The 18656-nt window shown below is 70.4% G+C and carries 15 protein-coding genes; 8 read left to right on the forward strand and 7 right to left on the reverse strand.

The window, feature by feature from the left end; genetic code table 11:
• The first annotated feature begins 158 nt into the window (after positions 1–158).
• A complete protein-coding gene (locus ACFYL6_RS25085) occupies positions 159–2288 on the forward strand; it encodes a ThuA domain-containing protein (protein WP_387174742.1) in 2130 nt (709 codons plus the stop codon).
• Positions 2289–2325: 37 nt separating this feature from the next.
• Here the strand turns inward: ACFYL6_RS25085 and ACFYL6_RS25090 are convergent, their stop codons facing one another.
• From ACFYL6_RS25090 to ACFYL6_RS25100, 3 genes are all read right to left on the reverse strand, one after another.
• Positions 2326–3909 carry a ricin-type beta-trefoil lectin domain protein gene (locus tag ACFYL6_RS25090; protein WP_387174744.1) on the reverse strand — a complete coding sequence of 528 codons (1584 nt, stop codon included), beginning with the start codon at positions 3907–3909 and terminating at the stop codon, positions 2326–2328.
• 139 nt (positions 3910–4048) lie between these two features.
• Positions 4049–6841 (reverse strand): BTAD domain-containing putative transcriptional regulator, encoded by a 2793-nt coding sequence (locus ACFYL6_RS25095; protein WP_387174746.1) that lies wholly within the window; start codon positions 6839–6841, stop codon positions 4049–4051.
• A gap of 364 nt (positions 6842–7205) precedes the next feature.
• Entirely contained in the window at positions 7206–9686 is a 2481-nt protein-coding gene (locus tag ACFYL6_RS25100; protein ID WP_387174748.1) for a M14 family metallopeptidase, read from the reverse strand.
• A gap of 232 nt (positions 9687–9918) precedes the next feature.
• Here ACFYL6_RS25100 and ACFYL6_RS25105 point away from each other — a divergent pair, with 232 nt between their 5' ends.
• The 4 genes from ACFYL6_RS25105 to ACFYL6_RS25120 all read left to right on the forward strand — a co-directional run bounded on the left by ACFYL6_RS25105 (position 9919) and on the right by ACFYL6_RS25120 (position 12360).
• A complete protein-coding gene (locus ACFYL6_RS25105; RefSeq protein ID WP_387174750.1) occupies positions 9919–10938 on the forward strand; it encodes a hypothetical protein in 1020 nt (339 codons plus the stop codon).
• The gene (locus ACFYL6_RS25110) at positions 10935–11462 is read left to right on the forward strand and encodes a hypothetical protein (protein ID WP_387174752.1); all 528 of its coding nucleotides are present in this window, start codon (positions 10935–10937) and stop codon (positions 11460–11462) included. The genes ACFYL6_RS25105 and ACFYL6_RS25110 overlap by 4 nt, the downstream gene beginning before the upstream one ends.
• Positions 11459–11998, forward strand: a complete 540-nt coding sequence (locus ACFYL6_RS25115) for a hypothetical protein (RefSeq protein WP_387174754.1) — start codon at positions 11459–11461, stop codon at positions 11996–11998. Before ACFYL6_RS25110 ends, ACFYL6_RS25115 begins: the two co-directional genes overlap by 4 nt.
• A gap of 155 nt (positions 11999–12153) precedes the next feature.
• A complete protein-coding gene (locus ACFYL6_RS25120) occupies positions 12154–12360 on the forward strand; it encodes a hypothetical protein (RefSeq protein WP_387174756.1) in 207 nt (68 codons plus the stop codon).
• Positions 12361–12414: 54 nt separating this feature from the next.
• On the opposite strand, the gene ACFYL6_RS25125 is transcribed toward ACFYL6_RS25120, so the two are convergent.
• From ACFYL6_RS25125 to ACFYL6_RS25135, 3 genes are all read right to left on the reverse strand, one after another.
• Complete coding sequence (locus tag ACFYL6_RS25125; RefSeq protein ID WP_387174758.1) at positions 12415–13368, reverse strand: cyclase family protein; 954 nt, start codon at positions 13366–13368, stop codon at positions 12415–12417.
• A 107-nt stretch (positions 13369–13475) separates the two neighbouring features.
• Positions 13476–13721: a hypothetical protein gene (locus ACFYL6_RS25130; protein ID WP_387174760.1), complete on the reverse strand. Its 246-nt coding sequence runs from the start codon at positions 13719–13721 to the stop codon at positions 13476–13478.
• A gap of 88 nt (positions 13722–13809) precedes the next feature.
• Entirely contained in the window at positions 13810–14229 is a 420-nt protein-coding gene (locus tag ACFYL6_RS25135) for a VOC family protein (RefSeq protein WP_112583511.1), read from the reverse strand.
• A gap of 264 nt (positions 14230–14493) precedes the next feature.
• On the opposite strand from ACFYL6_RS25135, the gene ACFYL6_RS25140 reads away from it, so the two are divergent.
• Complete coding sequence (locus tag ACFYL6_RS25140) at positions 14494–15681, forward strand: amidohydrolase family protein (RefSeq protein ID WP_387174762.1); 1188 nt, start codon at positions 14494–14496, stop codon at positions 15679–15681.
• Positions 15682–15694: 13 nt separating this feature from the next.
• Here the strand turns inward: ACFYL6_RS25140 and ACFYL6_RS25145 are convergent, their stop codons facing one another.
• Positions 15695–16129, reverse strand: a complete 435-nt coding sequence (locus tag ACFYL6_RS25145; protein ID WP_387174764.1) for a glutaredoxin domain-containing protein — start codon at positions 16127–16129, stop codon at positions 15695–15697.
• 258 nt (positions 16130–16387) lie between these two features.
• Between ACFYL6_RS25145 and ACFYL6_RS25150 the strand changes: the two genes are divergently transcribed.
• Together ACFYL6_RS25150 and ACFYL6_RS25155 are read left to right on the forward strand one after the other, a co-directional pair.
• Positions 16388–17902: a family 43 glycosylhydrolase gene (locus ACFYL6_RS25150; protein WP_387174766.1), complete on the forward strand. Its 1515-nt coding sequence runs from the start codon at positions 16388–16390 to the stop codon at positions 17900–17902.
• 226 nt (positions 17903–18128) lie between these two features.
• Positions 18129–18653 carry a hypothetical protein gene (locus ACFYL6_RS25155; protein WP_387174768.1) on the forward strand — a complete coding sequence of 175 codons (525 nt, stop codon included), beginning with the start codon at positions 18129–18131 and terminating at the stop codon, positions 18651–18653.
• Positions 18654–18656 lie beyond the last annotated feature (3 nt).

The raw sequence follows: 18656 nt of genomic DNA on the forward strand, positions 1-18656 counted from the left end.
GGGCGGGGGGGGGGCTCTTACCGCTCCGGGGGCGTCTGCGCCCGGGTTGAACTTTCCCCACGACCCCCCCCCCCCCCCCCCCCGGGGGGGGGCCCGGGGGCCCCCCCCCCCCGGCCGTGCCGTGCCCGTCCGTCCACCCCTCCCACAAGGAGCTATCCATGCGCAGACGCGCCATCAGCACACTCGCCGCCGCCGTCGTCACCGGACTCACCCTCGCCGCCGGCGCGGCGACGGTGGCTCCGACCCCGGCCGAGGCCGCACCGGTGGGCAAGGTCCTGGTCTTCTCCAAGACCGCCGGCTTCCGGCACTCGTCCATCCCGAACGGCATCGCCGCGATCCAACAACTCGGTGCGGCGAACGGCTTCACCGTCACCGCCACCGAGGACGCGGCCACCTTCACCACGGCCAACCTCGCCCAGTACCAGGCGGTGGTCTTCCTCAGCACCACAGGCGACGTGCTCAACGCCGGCCAGCAGGGCGCGTTCGAGGCGTACGTGGCCGCCGGGGGCGGCTTCGTCGGGGTGCACGCCGCCGCCGACACCGAGTACGACTGGCAGTGGTACGGCGGGTTGGTCGGCGCGTACTTCGCCTCGCACCCGGCCACCCAGCAGGCGACCGTGCGGGTCGAGGACCGGGCCAACGCCTCGACCGCGCACCTGCCGTCGACCTGGACCCGCACCGACGAGTGGTACAACTACCGGGCCAACCCCCGCTCGGCCGTGAAGGTGCTGGCCAGCCTCGACGAGTCGTCGTACACCGGTGGGTCGATGAGTGGCGACCACCCGATCACCTGGTGCCACAGCTACGGCGGCGGACGCTCCTGGTACACCGGCCTCGGCCACACCGAGCAGAGCTACACCGACCCGAACTTCACCCGGATGCTGCTCGGTGGCATCCAGGTGGCAGCCGGGGCGGTGCCGGCCGACTGCCGGCCGGAGCCCGGCTACACCCCGCTGTTCGACGGCACCCAGGCCAGCCTCGGGCAGTGGCGGCAGGCGGGGCCGGGCGGCTTCACCCTGGCCGACGGCACCCTCACGTCGAACGGCGGCATGGGGTTGCTCTGGTACCCGGTGCGCACCTTCGCCAACTACTCGCTGAAGGTCGACTGGATGATGCCGGGCGACGACAACGGCGGTGTCTTCATCGGGTTCCCCGATCCGCAGGGCGACCCGTGGGGTCCGGTCGCCGCCGGTCACGAGATCCAGATCGACGCCACCGATGGCGACCCGACGCGCACCACCGGCAGCGTCTACAGCTTCCAGGCACCCGACCAGGCCGCCCGAGCTGCGGCGCTCAACCCACCCGGCTCCTGGAACACCTACGAGATCGGCGTGCACGGCCAGCGGGTCGAGATCTGGCTCAACGGCGTCAAGATCAATGATTACGTCAGCAGCCGGGCCATCGCCAACGGCTACATCGGGTTGCAGAACGACGGCGCGGGGATGGACATCAACTACCGCAACGTGCGGATCAAGACCGACGGCCCGAGCGAGCCGCCCGCCACCGACCTGGCCCGGAACCGGCCGGTGACGGCGTCCAGCGTCGAGCCGGGCAGCGCGCACGTGGCGGGCAACGCCGTGGACGGCAACGCGGCCACCCGGTGGGGCAGCGCCTACGCCGACCCGCAGTGGATCACCGTCGACCTGGGTGCCACGTACGCGGTCAACCGGGTGCGGCTGGCCTGGGAGACGGCCCACGCGCGGGCGTACCAGGTCCAGGTGTCGCCGGACAACGTCACCTGGTCGCCTGTGCACACCACGACCACCGGCGACGGCGGCGTCGACGACCTCACGGTCACCGGCACCGGCCGTTACCTGCGGGTGTACGGCACCCAGCGCGCCACCCAGTGGGGCTACTCCCTGTGGGACCTCAACGTCTACGGCACCGCCGCCGCCGGCACCCTGCTCTCCCGGGGCCGGCCGGTCACCGCGTCCAGCGTGGAGCCGGGCAGTACGCACGTGGCGGCCAACGCCGTGGACGGCAACGCGACCACCCGGTGGGGCAGCGCGTACGCCGACCCGCAGTGGATCTCGGTGGACCTCGGCGCGTCCCGCACCCTCGACCGGGTACGGCTGACCTGGGAAGCGGCGTACGCGCGGGCGTACCAGATCCAGGTGTCCCCGGACAACGTCACCTGGTCACCGGTGCACACCACGACCACCGGCGACGGCGGCGTGGACGACATCGCCATCTCGGCCACCGGCCGCTACTTGCGCGTCCAGGGCACCCAGCGGGCCCTGCCCGCGTACGGCTACTCGTTGTGGGAGCTGGAGGTGCACGGCAGCTGAGCCGGCCGCCGCGTCCTGACCTCGCCGACCGGCGAGGTCAGGACGTACGCCATTTCTGGTTGTTGCCGCCGTTACAGTCCCAGATCGCGACGGTGGAGCCGTTGGCGGTGGCGTTGCCGATGACATCGAGGCACCTGCCGGCACCGACCGCGAGGATGCTGCCGTCGCTGTTGAGCCGCCACTGTTGATTGGCCTGCCCGTTGCAGTCCCAGACCTCGACCGCGGTGCCGTTGGCGGTGCGGTTGTCGTAGACGTCGAGGCATTTGCCGCCGGCGGTCCGCAGCTCGCCGGCGCCGGTGCGGGTCCACTGCTGGTTGGCGGCGGCGTGGCAGTCCCAGATGACCGGCAGCGTGCCGTTGGTCTCGTCGCCGTTCGGCACGTCGAGGCAACGGTTCGAGCCGACGCCGCGCAACACGCTCGTGCCGCCGCCGGGTGGGGGGGTCCCGCCGCCGGAGACGATGAACATCGCCGCGCCGTGCGATGGGACGGACGCGCTGATCGTCGGCCCGGAACTGGCTGTGGTGTGCGCCCACAGGTCCCGTACCGAGTAGCTCGACGCACTGCCCAACCCGAGCGCGGACGCGGTGGTCGACACGGTGGCCGTGCCGCCGCCCCGGTTGAGCAGCACCACCGCGGCGGCGCCGTTGGCCATCGGCTTGAGCCAGACCTCCTGGTCGCCACTGTCGCTGATCTTGTTGCCCTGCCGGCCACCCCAGTCCTGGTTCACCGCGATGACCTCGGTGTTGGTCAGGATCGACCGCGTGGTCGCGCTCATCGAACGCAGGTCGTTGCCGGCGATCAGCGGCGCGTTGAGCAGCGACCAGAGGCTGAAGTGGGCCCGCGACTCGGTGTCCGTCAGGCCGTTGCCGACCTCCAGCATGTCCGGGTCGTTCCACGCGCCAGGCCGGGCGGACGCGGCCCACCGGGGCTGGGCGTCCAGGATGCCCATCACCGAACCCCAGTTGCCGGCGATGTCGCCGGTGGTGCGCCAGGAGTTACCGGTGGCCGGCCCCCACGAACCGACGTCGTCGTTGCCCCAGTTACAGATCGCGAACAGGATCGGTCGGCCGGTGCGGGCCAGCGCGTCCCGCATCGCGGTGTAGCGCTGCTGGCCGCTGCGCCCCTGGGTGTCACCGCAGTTGTCGTACTTGAGGTAGTCGATGCCCCAGGACGCCCACAGGTTGGCGTCGCGCTGCTCGTTGTTGAGACTCGCCGGGTACCCGGCGCAGGTGGTGAGCCCGGCCGAGGAGTAGATGCCGAGCTTCAGACCCTTGCCGTGTACGTAGTCCGCGAGCGACTTCATCCCATTGGGAAACTTCTGCGGATCGGGGACCAGATCGCCGTTGCTGTTGCGGCTGCGCGTCGACCAGCAGTCGTCGATGTTGACGTACTGGTACCCGGCGGCGGCCATTCCGCTGGACACCATGACATCCGCGGTCTGCCGGACAAGCCCGTCGTTGACGTTGCAGCCGAAGCTGTTCCAGTCGTTCCACCCCAGTTGCGGGGTGCGGGCCAGCCCGTTCTCCAGGGCCGCTGCCGGCAGGTCGGTGGTCGTGACGACGGTCGTGGTCGCCGCCGCGAGTAGTAGCAGCGCGGCGCTGAGGCGGGCGAGTCTGCGCATCCTGGATCCTTCGGGCGCGGTGGGAGTCCGGCAGCCAACGGCTCCGGTCCGACGGTCATCCGGAGCCAGGTCCGAGTGTTCTCCCGACATAGCAGAACGTCAATGTTAACCGGCCCGAAACATGACTGCCGACCATGGGCTAGGTCGCTCGTGGGGCCGGTCCGGAGGTGTCCGACAGCAGCTCCGCCAGACGGGCACGCATCTCGTCGAGGCGCCGGTCGCCCAGGCGCTCCAGAATCGTGACGGCCTCGTGCAGGGCCGCGATGGCGGCCGGGATGTCGCGGCGGGCCGCGGCGACGTCGGAGCAACCGTGCAGCGCCCATGCCTCCAGCATCCGGTCGCCGCGGCTCCGGGCGAGACGGACAGCCGTGTCGTAGTGGTGATCGGCCAGGTCGACATCGCCGAGGAGGAACCGCAGTCGACCCAGGTTGACGTGGGCGCTCGCCGACAACCAGTCCCGGTCGTCGGAACGCTCGGCGGCCGCCAACGCCGACGTGTAGGCGTCGAGTGCCTCCTGCTGACGGTCGGCCCGTCGATGCAGGTAGCCGAGGTTGAGTTCGACTTTGAACAGGAGATCCGGATCATCCAGCCCGGCCGCGAGCTGCCGTGCCCGCAACAGCGGCGGAAGCGCTTCGTCGAGAGCTCCGCCGTCGGCCAGCATCGCACCCAGGCTCGCCTCCACGTCGGCCCTGCCGGCATCGTCGCCGTTCTGCTCGAAGAGCGTGCTCGCGCGAAGGTAGGCGGCTCTGGCCTCGACCCGTTGAAGCAGGAGGCTGTGTGCCACGCCCAGGCTCGCGTACAGCGTCGCCTCGCCGATGCTGCTGCCGGCCAGGGCGGCGGCCCGGATGCCCTGCTCGGTAACGGTGATCCAGGTGCCGCGGGGAGCCCGGCGTTGCAGCCAACCCCGGATGTTCGCGGCGAGTGGCCACACGAGGTCGGGATGCGTCCCACCGAATTGGGCGATCATCGCGATGATCGTGTCCGCCTCCGCGTCGACCCAGGCGACAGCGGCCGCGGTGTCGGCCAGGTCCGGCAGGAAGAGCGGACGCGGTTCGGGCGCCGTGTCACGGCCCGCTCGGCCCACGGTCGGGCGTATGTGTTGCTGTGCCGCGTCGGCGGCCTGCGCGTACCAGCGGAGCGCCTGCCGTTCCGCGCTCGCTTGATCGGCGGCGGTGTCGTCGCGCTGCCCCTGCTCCCGAGCGAAGAGGTGGGTCAGCTGGTGAAGGCTAAGCCGGTCGGCCGCGTCGACGGCGACGAGGTTGGCCGCGGCGAGCCGCCCGATCAGGTCGGTGAGGACGGTTGCGGAGGTGATGCCGCAGAGTGCGGCGGCGGCACCGGGTGGCACGGCGTGGGCGTCCAGCAGCCCGAGACGGCGCAACAGCTGACGTTCCGATGCGGCCAGGCGCCGGTACGACACCGCGATGACGGCGGGGACGTTCACATCGCCGTCCGTGGTGGTCAACCGGGCGAGGCGGGTGCGCTCGTCGTGCAGGGCGCCGACGAGGACGCCTGGGCTGGTCCCCAGCCGCAGGTGGGCTCCCACGATCCGGATGGCCAGCGGCATCCCGTGACACAGCTCCACCAAAGTACGGATGTCGTCGGTTGGGGGCCCGGTCATCCCGGCGGTCGCCCGTAGTAGGCGGGTGGCCGGCTCGACCGGCAGCGGCGCGAGCACCAGCAGGTGGGTGCCTTCGCGGGCGACGAGCCCGTCAAGTCGGTTGCGGCTGATGATCACCAGCAGGCTGCCACCGCTGCCGGGGATGAACGGCCGGGCCTGTTGGGCGCTGCCCACGTTGTCCAGAACCATCAGCACCGCCCGGCCGGAGAGCAACGACCGAAGTCGTGCCGCGCGTGCCTCTGCCTGTCGTGGCACGTCATCGGGTGCGATGCCGAGATCCACGAGGGCCCGGGCCAACGTCACCGACACTGGAACGTCGTTGTCGAGATCGAGGTAGAGCTGCCCGTCGGGAAAGCTCTGCCGGTGTTGGTGGGCCCACTGGGTGACCAGGGCTGTCTTGCCCATGCCGCCGGAGCCCGTGACCACCACCGAACCCGCGAGCCGCTGACCGGACCCGGGTTCGGCGTTCACGGCGTCGAGTGCCGCGAGTTCGTCGTGGCGACCCACGAAGTTGCTGGGCGGGGCGGGCAACTGCGCCGGCCGGACGGTGACCGGAGCGGCGGTCGGCGTCACCGCCTGCGCGGGTCCGCGCAGGATCGCGGTGTACAGCTGCTGGAGGCGGATGCCCGGATCGGCACCAAGCTCGTCGGCGAGGATCCGCCTCGTCCGCTCGTAGACGGTCAACGCCTCCGCCCGGCGGTCACTGCGGACGAGCGCCAGCATCAGTTGCGCCTGTAAGCGCTCGCGCAGCGTGTTCGCCGAGGCCACGGCGGACAGTTCGGCGCACAGTTCCCGGTGCAGCCCGAGGCTGAGTTCGATGTCGACGCACCGCTCGTACGCGCCCAGGCGCTGCTCGCCGAGGTGGTCGGCCGCACCCCTGACCTGATCGGTGTCGGCCGTGCCCTGGTAGGCGTCCGTTGTCCGCCACAGCCGCAGCGCGGCCCGGTAGCCCTCACGCGCCTCGGCGAGCCGGCCTCGTGCCTCGTCCCGGGCGGCGGCGTCGACCAGCGTGACGAACTCGTCGGCGTCGAGCTGGTGGCCGTCCAGCATGATTCGGTAGCCGCCGGCCGTGCGGGTGATCGACCCGGTGCCCAGGTTGCGGCGCAGGTGATGGACGAGGACCCGCAGCGCCACCTGCTTACTCTCGTTCGCATCGTGACCCCACAGGGCCTCCCGCAGGATGCCGTCGGTGACGGTCCGTCCGCCGGCCGCGAGGAGGCAGGCCAGCACCACCTCATGTTGCCGTCTGCCGACCGGAACCACCGATCCGGACGCGTCGACGGCTCGCAGTGGCCCCAGGACTTCGAACCGCATGATCCCTTTCCAGGAGCGCGATCTGTCTCGACTGCGCGCACGTCGGCCATCGATCGACGACGCGCCCCGCACCCAGTGGCAGGATCGTTGCACCCGCGCGGCGAAACGGAAAGGGCAGCACGGCCGTCAGCCGTCAGCCGTCCAACGCCCAGCCAACATTCGCCTGTGAGACTGCCGCCGAAGCGATCGGGTCAGATCGGATGGAAGGGGGCCCAGGCAAACCCATCAGCGCCAAACGGGGATACGCGACCGCGGCTGGCGGTTGGCTCGGGGTCGGGTGTGGCGCGGCGTGGGTCAGCAGCGACCGTGCCCCGTCGGCGCGGCTGGACCGCACCGACGGGGCACCGGTTGTCGGAGAGCAGCGTTACCTCTTGGCGATCCTGATGGTCGCGGTGCGGTAGTTGTTGCGCTTGTCGTTCTTCGTCGGGTCGTAGTTCTTCTCGATGTTGCCGGCGCTGTCGACCGAGAACCAGTTGAACGTCGTCGTCTCGGTCACGTGGAACACCTGCCCCGGCTCGCGGAACTCGGTCGCCGCGTAGCGGGGCGACTCGAGCGTGGGCCGGCTGCCGTCGGTCGTGTAGTAGATGGTCGCCGGCTCGTTGGTCTCGAAGTGCACGTCGACGGGCCCGGAGTAGCGTCCCGCGCCGGGGATCAGTTGGGACGTCGGGTTCTTGTTGTCCCTGCCCCAGTCCGCCGCGACCCGGAACATCTCCATGATGCCGTTGGCGTACTCCATCGTCTCGGCGTGGCCACTGACGAGCTCGGGGTTGCCGTCCCACTCCGGTTGGAACGAACCGCCCTGCCAGTCCCCGGTGGCCGGGTTGTAGACCGAGCCGCCGACCTCCCAGCCGAACGCGTAGATCCCGTAGGTGTGGTACAGGTCCTCGCGCACGTTACCGGCCGAGGAGTAGAGGACGTCGGACGAGCCGCCGACGTTCTCCGGCGTGACGACGGTTTCCCGGTGCGCCTTGACCTGCGACAGGATCCGGGCGGCGGACTGCCAGTAGAACGCCTCGTCACCCAGCGGCGGACGCGGCGTGGTGATCCGGCCGTCCGCGATGTAGGCGCCCGGCTGCCAGAAGAGCTGACCACCGTTCGAGTGCACCGACATCATGAACTTGATGTTCTTGTACTTCTCGACCAGCCAGATGATGTTCTTCGACTCGGGCTCGGACAGCTCCTCCGGCCCCTGGTAGGTGTCGCTGACGCAACTGGTCGACGCACCCGCGTAGCCGTCGTGCCCCGAACCGACCCGGTAGTTCCGGTTCAGGTCCACGCCCCAGGAGTTGCGTCGACCCGGATCGGCGTTCGCGTCCGGGCAGTGGTTGGTCAGGTTCCGCCGCTGGGAGGCGAAGTTGTAGAAGCTGTAGTTCGCCCCGTCTGGGTTGTTCGACAGGATGAAGAAGACGTCGGTGTTCTCGACGATCTTCTTCGTCTCCCGATCGGACCGGTAGTTGTGCACCAGCCGTTCGGCGGACTCCAGGCTCGTCGTCGCCGGCACCCACTCGCGGGCGTGGTCCTGCGCCTGGATCAGGACGCCGGGCTTCTTCCCGTCACGGTGCTTGCCGATCCGCAGGACCGGGATCGTGGCCGGGCCGCGCGGCACCTCCCCCGCCGGCGCGCCGACCCGCTTCTGGTCCAGGAAGTCGGTCAGCGCGACCGGCCCGGCCGTCGGCGCGACGATTCCGCTGCCCTCGTTGGTCCGGTACGGGTGCGCCCGGTCGATGAGCCCCGCGGAGCGCGTCCGCAGCGCCTCTCCCACCTCGGCGGCGGTACTCGCCGGTGCACCGGAGGCGTCCGTGGCGAGCAGGACGCGAACCGCCTTGCCGGTGACCTCCACCGCCAGCGGGAGGTCCGGGTCGGGCCGGGCCACGAAGTCGACAGTGACGTCGTTGCCGCCCTGGTGACCCCACTCCGCCGAGGTGACGACGACCGCCGCCTGCCCCGTACCGCCGATCTGGGCCTGCGCCTTGCGTTGGTACCCGTTCGTCTGGTTCGGCAGGTAGACGATCTCGGCGATGTCCGGGTACTGGCGGGCGATCTCCTTGGCACGGCTGTAGAGCTGCTGCGGGTGCCGGTAACCGTCCACGAAGTCAGACTTGTAGGACGGGTTCGCCGTCAATGGCGGCGGGGCGTCCTCCAACCAGTTCGAGACGACACCGGTCGTGACGCCACCGGTGGAACTCGTCACCTGGATCTTGTTGGGGCGTACGTCGAGCTTGAACAGGTTCCGGTGGAACATGTACTGCCCGGAGTCGACGAACCGGCTCATCGTCCGGGCGAAGCCGAACGGCGTGCCCTTCCCCGAGTCGTTCTCCAGTTGCATCCCGACGATCGGGTCCGCCTGCTGTCCCTCGGTGGTCCGCGCCTCGACGTAGAGGAAACCCTGACCCTTGGTGGTGAACCAGTCGGCGCGGACGACGCGTACCGTCGCCTCGTGGTTCGCCGGCTGGGCCGCCCGCGCGCCGGCCGCGCCGATGCCAAGGCCGCCGTCGGCCTCGTCACTCCAGGCGAAGCCCGCGTCGTCGCCGAGCACTGTCACGCCCATCGCCGTAAGTTCGGCGACCTGCTCGGCGGTCACCACCGCCTCGCCCTCGATGCCGTTCGGCACGCGCCGGAGGCCGTGTTCGAGGTCGAAGCCGGCCGCGGCCACCTTGTCCAGCATGTCGGCACCGGTCAGCCTGATGTGTACGAGCCGTACCGACTCACGATCGTCAAGCTGGGCTCGGCTGGCGACGGCTGACGACCCCTTGGGATCCGCACCCGCAGGGCCAGTCGTCACGAGGATGCCACCTACCAGGGTGGACAGTGCGAGAAGCGCGATGCGTCGCTGTGTACGCCGCATTCCCCCTCCTTCTGTTACGACGGGTGATTACCGGCGGGCCGGGTCCGGTGAGCGTATGTGCGTTTGCGGCTTCAGTGGATGACGTCGATCGAATTTGAGCATTCCTTGAGCACTCTCGCCGTCCCCGAACCGCCGCGTCCGCACCCCGAACGACGGCCTGTCCCCCGGCAGAGGGAGCGCTTCCCCTGCTGTCGGGGAGGAGAGACGATCCGCAGCCAGCGATCGTTGGTCCATGGCTGTCGTTGAGATACCGACCCGCACCAGACCGTGGGTGCTGGCGTGTGCCGTGTTCGTCGTCGCTGCGGTGGCTCAGCGGCTGTACTGGATCGCGGGTGGCCGGTGGGCGTACACCGCCTGCGATCGCACCGCACTGGTCGATCCGACGGGCGGGTGCGGCGCGGACCAGGTCATGGCGTTGCCGTTCTGGTCGGGGTGGGGAGCGGTGGGAGTCGGCGTCGCCCTCGCGGTGGTGCTCGCATGCACGGTCCGGTTTCCCGGCCGCTGGGCGACCGCCGGTGGCTGGGCCGCGGCCGCGCTGCTCCTGGTGGTCGCGTTCCCGCTGCACCTGGCCTTCGAGATCCCGGCGGCGCTGGCGGGGCGGCCCTCGGACTGGCGTGACCTCGGAGCCCGCCTCGTGCTGGTCACCGGTGGCGTCCTGTTCGCCGGGCTCGCGAACGCATCCGGGTCCCAGCGCGGACCGGCCGCCGTCGGCTACCGACCGGTGCCGCGGTGGACGCGCCGCTGGGCGTACGTCGCCGTCGCGCTGCCCGTGGTCGGCTGGGCCGTTCCGCACGCGCTGTGGGTGCTCGGCGTTCCGCTCGGCATCTCCGAGCGGGAACTGAACGACATCGAACGGAACCTCTCCACGTGGACGGGGGTGGCGATCACGCTCGTCCCGCCACTTGCCGGCCTGCTCGTGCTCGGGCTGGTCCAGCGGTGGGGGCAGCAGTTTCCGCGCTGGGTGCCGGGACTACACGGTCGGCAGGTCCCCCGACGGCTGGCGGTGATCCCGGCCGGCGTGGTGGCGCTCACGCTGGTCACCTACGGCGTGCTGAGCATCGCCGTGCTCGTCGGCGAACTGCTCACAGGTGAAACGCGCTGGTCCGACGTGCGGGACGGGTGGGCGGTCACCGCCACGCTGCTGGTGTTCCTCGGCTGGGGAGTGTCGATGGCCGTCACCGCCACCGGCTACGCCCTCGCCACCTCGGCCGACACCACCATGACCGAGCTTCCAGGATCGGAGCACCCATGAGCCCCACCGACTCTGCCCACGTCTCGACCGCCACCCCGCCGCCCTGGGCGGTCTGGGCCGCCTACGCCGTACCGCTCTGCGTCCTGCCGTCCGCGGCCTGGCGACTGTCGCTGGTGTTCACCGACGATGCCACCACGCACTGGTACATGATCTTCCTGTCCACCCTGTCGATGGGCCTGGCCCTGTTGACCCTCGGGCTGGTGCACCGGTGGGGACAGCGATTTCCGCACTGGGTGCCCCGCATCGGCGGCCGTCGCATCCCGGCGCGTCCGGTCGTGCGCGTCGCGCTGACCGGCGGCTGGTCGCTCGTCGCCATCTGCGTCTACTTCCTCCTGAACCAGAGGTTCCACTTTGTGCAGAGCATCTGGGTCGGCATCGGCGAGGACGAACCGGTACATCCGCCGCCCGGCTGGGAGGTGCTCCGCTACTACGCCCCGATGCTCGCGTGGGGCCCGCTCGTCATCGCCGTGGCCGTCGACTACGGCCGGCGCGCAGCCAGGGTTCGAAGAATGGAGAAGCAATGACAATCCGCAGGTTGCTTGTCGCCATACTTGCCGGGGTCGTGACGGTCGTCGGTGCCCCGGTGTCGGCGCAGGCCGACGACCAGGACCCACCCGCGGTGCCCGCCACGCCGGGTGCCTGGATCGCCGGAGTCGGAGGCTTCGTCTACGACGAGCCCGGGACACTCGGTCATCAGATCCGGTTCGGCGTCCTGGGCTGGGTCGACCGCCACGGGACAGGCCACGGCGTGTTCCGCTTCCGGCACGCGCTGCCCGACGGGCGCGTGGTGAGCGAGGGGCTCGCCGAGGTGACGTGCGTCAGCGTGGTGGGCGACACCGCCCTGGTAACCGCTGTCGTTCCGGAAGGCGGGAGCCCGATGGTCAACCACGTCTTCGTTATCAAGATCATTGAGGATGGTCCGGGTCGAGCCGACCAGATCGAGACGCTCCAGGCCGGCGGCGATCCGACCAGACCCGCCAAGCGGTACTGCATCGACACCGCGCCGTACAACGTTCCCCGCTACCCGGTCCGACCCGGCGGCTACGCGTTCGGGTCGTGACGTTTCCGCCGGGACGCGGCCGGTGGGCTGATCGTCGAGTTCGACCGGACCGGGCAGGTGGCGAGGGCCCGAGCGTTCACGGACGTCTCCTATGACGAGGCGATGGCCCAGCTGGCGAGCGTCGACCTGCCGACGACGACCGCGGATGAATGGGGGTGGGGTACAAGCACCAGGCGACCACTGAGCGCGCCATCGTGTGCGGCGGCGATGGCGGTAGCACCACCTGCGGAGGCAGCGGCTTCTTCCTGGGGTGGCTCGCCCTCGCGACCGCCTACCGGGACAAGGATTTCGGCCAGTGGCTCGCCTCTGAGGACGGGTACGCCGACGAGATCCTGACCCGGCCCGTCATGGAGCTGAGCTGAGCAGCCCCGAACCACTGTCGACCGGAGCCGGGCTCCTCGCCACCGCCGCAGCGGTCAGAACGTGGCGATCGGGTTGACCGGGCTGCCGGACGTGCCGGCGAAGCGGACCGGTGCCACCGCCAGCTGAAAGTCCCACTGGCCAAGCTCGGTAGCCGTCGTCGCGCAGGCCTCCAGGTCGCAGTTGTCGAGCATCCACAGACCCATCGCGACGAGACTCACGGCGTGGACCGGCATCAACACGTCGTCGTACCCGGACGGCTGAACGTCCTGAGGGCTGTCGGCGCCGATCAGCGCCACCCCCCGTTCCTGTAGCCACGGCAGGCAGGACGCGTGCCAGCCGGCCTGCGTGAACCCGCTCGCCGGACCGTTCTCGTGCCGGAAGCGGCCGTAGCCGGTCCGCAGGAGTACCGCGTCGCCGGGGCGCACCTGCACACCCTGGCGACGCTCGGCCTCCTCGAGGTCGTCGGGAAACACACCCTCCCCCGGCTCCAACCACGGCACACCGCGGACCGCCGCGACGTCCAGCAGGACACCACGCGTGACGATTCCGTTCGCGGCCGCCGTGACTGCCGCCCACGCCGAACCCGTTGCGGCGTCGACCAACGAGTGCGACCGCCCGTTGTACATCGTGCCGTCCCAGTAGATGTGGCACGGCGAGTCCAGGTGGGTGACGGTGTTGCCGTGGTACGAGATGCCGACCCGCTCGGACGAGAAGCCCCAGCGCCGGTCGGCGTGGAAGGCGGGCGGCATGTTCTCGGCACCCGGCATGTCGGCGGTGCACGGGCACGTCGTCGTCGACCGCTCCATGTCTCCCGGTGCGGAGACCTCCCACGCGCAGGACACGCTCCGGCCGTGCCGCACGGCCCGCGCCGCCGCCAACCGGACGTCGTCGGTGATGTGGTTCAGCGTGCCGAGTTCGTCCTCGTCGCCCCACCGTCCCCAGTTCGACAGGGTGTCGAAGTACCCGAGCACCTCGTCCTGGGTCGGCATCGGTCGTCCTGCCGTCATCTCAGCATCGACTCCTCTGGTCACGCGGTTTCGAGGCACCGCAGGTCAGGTTAGCCGGCCGCCGAGTCGAAGATCGCAATGGCTGGCCGATCAGACGAGGCGGTGTTCTATTCACTGAACTCGGTCACGGAGAGCGCCTCGTCCAGCCGACCGGCGGCCAGGTCGTCGTGGCCGATGACGAAACTGCCGTAGTAGAACTCGTCGGTCAGCGCAAAACGGGCGAGCGACACCCACCCGCTCGTCAGCCTGTGCTTCTCCCGCTCCACGTGGGAGTACCACTGCGCCAGCGGGACGACGATCTCGCCGGCCTTCTCCCGCCCGGCGAGGGTCTGCTCCGCGATACTCCCGATCACCTCGTCGTCGGCATACCCGCCGAGCCATCTGCCGGCAGGCCGAAGCCGTCGACTCTCGGCAGCGCCGCACAGTCCACGGAGAAGACCGTCAGAGACCCTGACCCACCTCGACCAGGTAGCCGTCCGGGTCACGCAGGTAGCAGCGGATCTCCGTTCCGTGGTCCTTCGGCTCGGTGAGGAAGTCCGCGCCCCGGGACTTCCACTCCTCGTAGAGTTTCCGGATGTCCCGGACCCGGACGTTCATCGCGCAGCTCAGGGTGTTGGAGTCGGCTGGCGCCTTGGCCTGCACCGTCGGCTTGTCGTCCGTCGGACCGCCCTCGACGTTGATGATGATGTAGCTGTTGAAGAACTTCATGATCAGCGGGCTGCTCTCGTGGACGCAGGTCGCCCCGAACACCCGCTCGTAGTACTCCCGTGATCGCGCGAGATCGCGCACGATCAGCAATGTCGCGAGGAACATGCCGTCCTCGGGCTCGAAGTAGTCGGGTGCCGGGTTGGCCAACGCCATGACCGTCCTCCTGTCGTCGCCCGTCCAGCGCGAGAAGTCGGGCGGCGTCGGTATCCCCAGCAGGTGTTGGCGAAAACGCCACAGCGACTGGTGATGTCCCGACTGACCCGACAGGTGCCGACCTGGCAGGGGGATGGATATCGCTCTGGCGAGGGAGGCTGTGCGCCCTGTGGCGGTGCGATGGTCGGGCCAGGACCGGTGGCCGCCAGCGGAGGGGCCACCGGTGGTGGCAGTTGTGGCCGAGCGGGACGGGTTGGAGTGACGATGACGAAGCATGCCGTCCGGGTGGCCCGGATGTTCGACGGCGAACGGCTCGTGGACGGCGGGGTGCTGGTCCTGCTCGACGACGGGCGCATCGTCGACGTGCACCGGGGTAGGGCCGACGCGCCGGCCGGTTGGTCGGTGCGCGAGGAGCCGAACGGCACTCTGCTGCCCGGCCTGGTCGACGCGCACGTGCACCTGTGTGCCGACGCCGGACCTGACGCGCTCGGCCGGCTCGCCGAGCGTCCCGAGACAGACCTCGACGCGGTCGTCGAGGCGTCGCTGCGTACGCACGTGGCGGCCGGCGTCACGACGGTTCGGGACCTGGGCGACCGGCGCGGAGCGGTGCTCCGTTGGCGCGACAGGGGTTTGCGTGACGACCTGCCGACGGTGCTTGGGGCGGGCGCACCGCTCACCAGCGTCGGCGGGCACTGCTGGTCGCTGGGGGGTGAGGCGAGCGGTGTGGACGGGGTCCGCGAGGCCGTACGACTGCGGGCGGCGGCCGGCGCCGATCTGGTGAAGGTCATGGCCAGCGGCGGGGTGTTCACCCCCGGCACCGACACCACGAGGCCGCAGTTCACCGACGAGGAGCTGACCGCCGCACTGACCCAGGCCCACGAGCTGGGTCTGCCGGTGACCGCGCACGCGCACGCGCTCAGCGCCGTCGAGCAGGCTCTGCGCGTCGGCGTGGACGGGATCGAGCACTGCACCTGCGTGACTGCGGCCGGCGCCCACGTCCCCGGTGAACTCGCGGACCGGCTGGCCGCGTCGGGGGTGGCGGTCTGTGCCACGCTCGGCACCGATCCGGCCGTGGTCACGCCACCGGAGGTGGTGGAGATGGCGGCGCGGGCCGGGCTCAGCGAGGCCGCGCTGCGGGACGGTTTTGCCACCCTGCACCGGGCCGGGGTCCGCCTGGTTGCCGGTTCGGACGCGGGCCTCGGCCCCGCGAAACCGCACGGGATCCTGCCCGAGACGCTCGTCGAGTACGTAGCCTGCGGCATTTCCGCCACCGCTGCCCTCGCCGCGGCCACCTCGGTCGGCGCCGAGGTGTGTGGCCTGGGGCGCCGCAAGGGCCGCGTCCGCCCCGGATTCGAGGCCGACCTGCTGATCGTGGACGGCGACCCGACGAGCGACATCACGGTGCTGCGCCGCCCGCTCGCGGTGTACCTCGCCGGTGCCCTCGCGGGATGAGGGTGTCGCCGGGTCAGGACGAGCGGAGCTGCTGGCGGAACCAGGACCGGTCGGGGTTCACGACGGCCTGATCGCCGAGCACGACGGTGGGCACTGTCTCGTTGCCGCCGGCCACCGCCCGGACGGCGGCGGCAGCGGCGGGGTCGTGCCAGATGTCGACCCAGTGCGCCCGCCGGGCGAGCCGGCCGAGGGAGAACCGGAGCCGCAGGCAGTAGTGACAGCCGGGACGCCAGTAGACGATCGGCCGTCCGTCCACCGCGCTGGCCCGCTGCGCCTCGGCGGCACCGATCGAGCGGGGAAAGGCCCACGGCGACAGCAGCAGCGCCAACACCAGGAAGACCAACAGCTCGACGCCGCCGACGACGGGCAGACCGTCGGCCAGTTGCGCCGCCGCCACCAGCACGCCGCACGTCGCCGTCAGGACCGCCAGAACCCACCGTCGCAGCACGCCGAGGACCCTACCCCCACGTACGCGAGGACCGCTGTTCCGCCCAGGTGAGCGGCAGTCCCGCCTTGACATGTATCGATGTTAACGCCAACATGAACTTCGCCACCTGGCAGCAACGCCACCGTCACATTCCCAGCCCTTCGCGCCTCTCCCCGGTCCTGCCCGACCTCGCCGCGCGGCGTCGACCGGATCGACTACGGCGCCGCGGTGGCGTTACCGGTGCTGGTCAATGGCCGTTCCCAAGCTCGCGGAGGACACATGCCGCTGCCATTCCCTCGAATCGACCCGATCACCCGCCGGGCCGTCCGCCGGGGACCCGCCGGCCACGGTGGCTCTCGGCGTCTGCGGTCGGTGCTGGCCGCGGGGTTGGTGGTCCTCGCCGTGTCGGCCGGCCTGCCCGTGGCCGGGCCGGCGCACGCCGCACCGGCCGTCAACTACACGAACCCGTTGGTGAACCAGCGGGCCGACCCGCACATCTTCCGGCACACCGACGGCTACTACTACCTGACCGCGACCGTGCCGCAGTACGACCGGATCGTGCTGCGCCGGGCCACCACCCTGCAGGGGTTGGCGACGGCGGCGGAGACGACGATCTGGAGCCGCCACACCAGCGGAGAGATGGGCGCCCACATCTGGGCGCCCGAGATCCACTTCATCAACAACCGGTGGTACGTCTACTTCGCCGCGGGCCGCACCGACGACGTGTGGCGGATCCGGATGTACGTGCTGGAGAACGCCAACGCCAATCCTCTTACCGGTTCGTGGACGGAACGCGGCCGGATCACGACCCCCTGGGACACCTTCAGCCTGGACGCCTCGACCTTCGTCGCCAACGGGGTGCGCTATCTGACCTGGGCGCAGCAGGAACCGGGAATCTCCAACAACTCCAACGTCTACCTCGCCCGGATGGGTGCCAACCCGTGGCAGATCACCGGCACCGTTACCCGGCTCGTCGTGCCGACGTACGACTGGGAGACCCGCGGCTACCGGGTCGCCGAGGGGCCGGCGGTGATCCAACGCAACGGCCGGATCTTCCTGACCTACTCGGCCAGCGCCACGGACGCCAACTACTGCCTCGGGATGCTGAGCGCCTCCGCGAACGCGAACCTGCTCGACGCCACCTCCTGGAGCAAGAGCCCCAGCCCGGTGTTCACCAGCAACGCGGCCACCAGCCAGTACGGCCCCGGCCACAACTCGTTCACCGTCTCGGAGGACGGGCAGAGCGACATCCTCGTCTACCACGACCGGAACTACCGCGACATCACCGGCGACCCGCTCAACGACCCGAACCGACGCACCCGGCTACAGAAGGTGTACTGGAACGCCGACGGCACCCCGAACTTCGGCATCCCGGTGCCCGACGGGGCCACACCGGTGCGACTGCGGTCCCATGACCAGGCCAGCAGCTACATCCGGCACTACGACTACCGGGCCCGGATCGAGCCGAACGTGACCAACCTGGCCGACTCCCAGTTCCGCATCGTCACCGGCCTGGCCGGCGGCGGATCGGTGTCGCTGGAGTCGACAAACTTCCCCGGCTACTACCTACGCCACCGGGGCTACGCCCTGTACGTCGAGAAGAACGACGGCTCGGCGCTGTTCGGCGGCGACGCGAGCTTCCGTCGTCAAGCCGGCCTCGCCGACAGCGCCGGGATCTCCCTGGAGTCGCAGAACTTCCCGGGCCGCCATGTGCGCCACCGCGACGGACTGCTCTACATCGAGGCGGTCAGTTCGAGCGCGGACCGCGCCTCGGCCACCTTCCACCTGGAGTAGTCACCCACCGGTCGAGGTGCCCGCGATCGTCGACACCCGTCCCGGTTCGTCCGGAGCCCATCCAGCCAGGAGGAGCTATGCCCTTCACCGACAGTGAGGTGGTGTTGACCCGGTGAGGAGCGGCCGCCCGGGTTGGGCGGCCGCTCTCCGCCGGGCCGTGGCTGCTGCGGTGGCCCGGACCGGCCGCAGGGTTTCGCCGGCTGGCGCTTGCGGGTAGCGGATGCCCATGAACCGCAATCTCGTCAAGGCTCTGCAGGTCGCGTGGGAGCTGCCGGAGTTCCGCTCCGGGGTACGGCACGTCGTCGATCTCGAGGAGATCGCGGGGCTGCTGGCCACCCTGTCCGTTCCGGACCATGACCACGAGGTGGAGCGCAGCCTGCTGAACCTGCTGCGGTCCGCCCTGGACACGGTCGAGATTCGGGAAGCGGTGTTGCTGCTGCTGGAGCAGGACGAGGTACGCAGACCGCTCGTCGCGGCGGCGGTGGAGCCGCTCGCGGACCGACCGGGTCAGGCTGCCGCCATCGCGTCGGCGGCCGAGGACCCTGCGGTGCGGCGTGAGGTGCGGGCGGTGCTGGCCAGCGCCAAGGTGCGCGAGCTGATCCGGCAGGCGATCGAGAACCAGATGAGCGACAACCGGTTCGGCCTGATCCGCCGGGCGGCGGTGCTGTTCGTGTGGCACCCGCGCGTGCGGCGCCTCGCGTGGGCGTTGCGCCGGCACGGCGTGTTGCGCGAACTACGCCGCAAGCAGTGACCC

The sequence above is a fragment of the Micromonospora sp. NPDC007208 genome, from assembly GCF_042869175.1.
GTDB classification, from domain to species: Bacteria; Actinomycetota; Actinomycetes; order Mycobacteriales; family Micromonosporaceae; genus Micromonospora; species Micromonospora foliorum.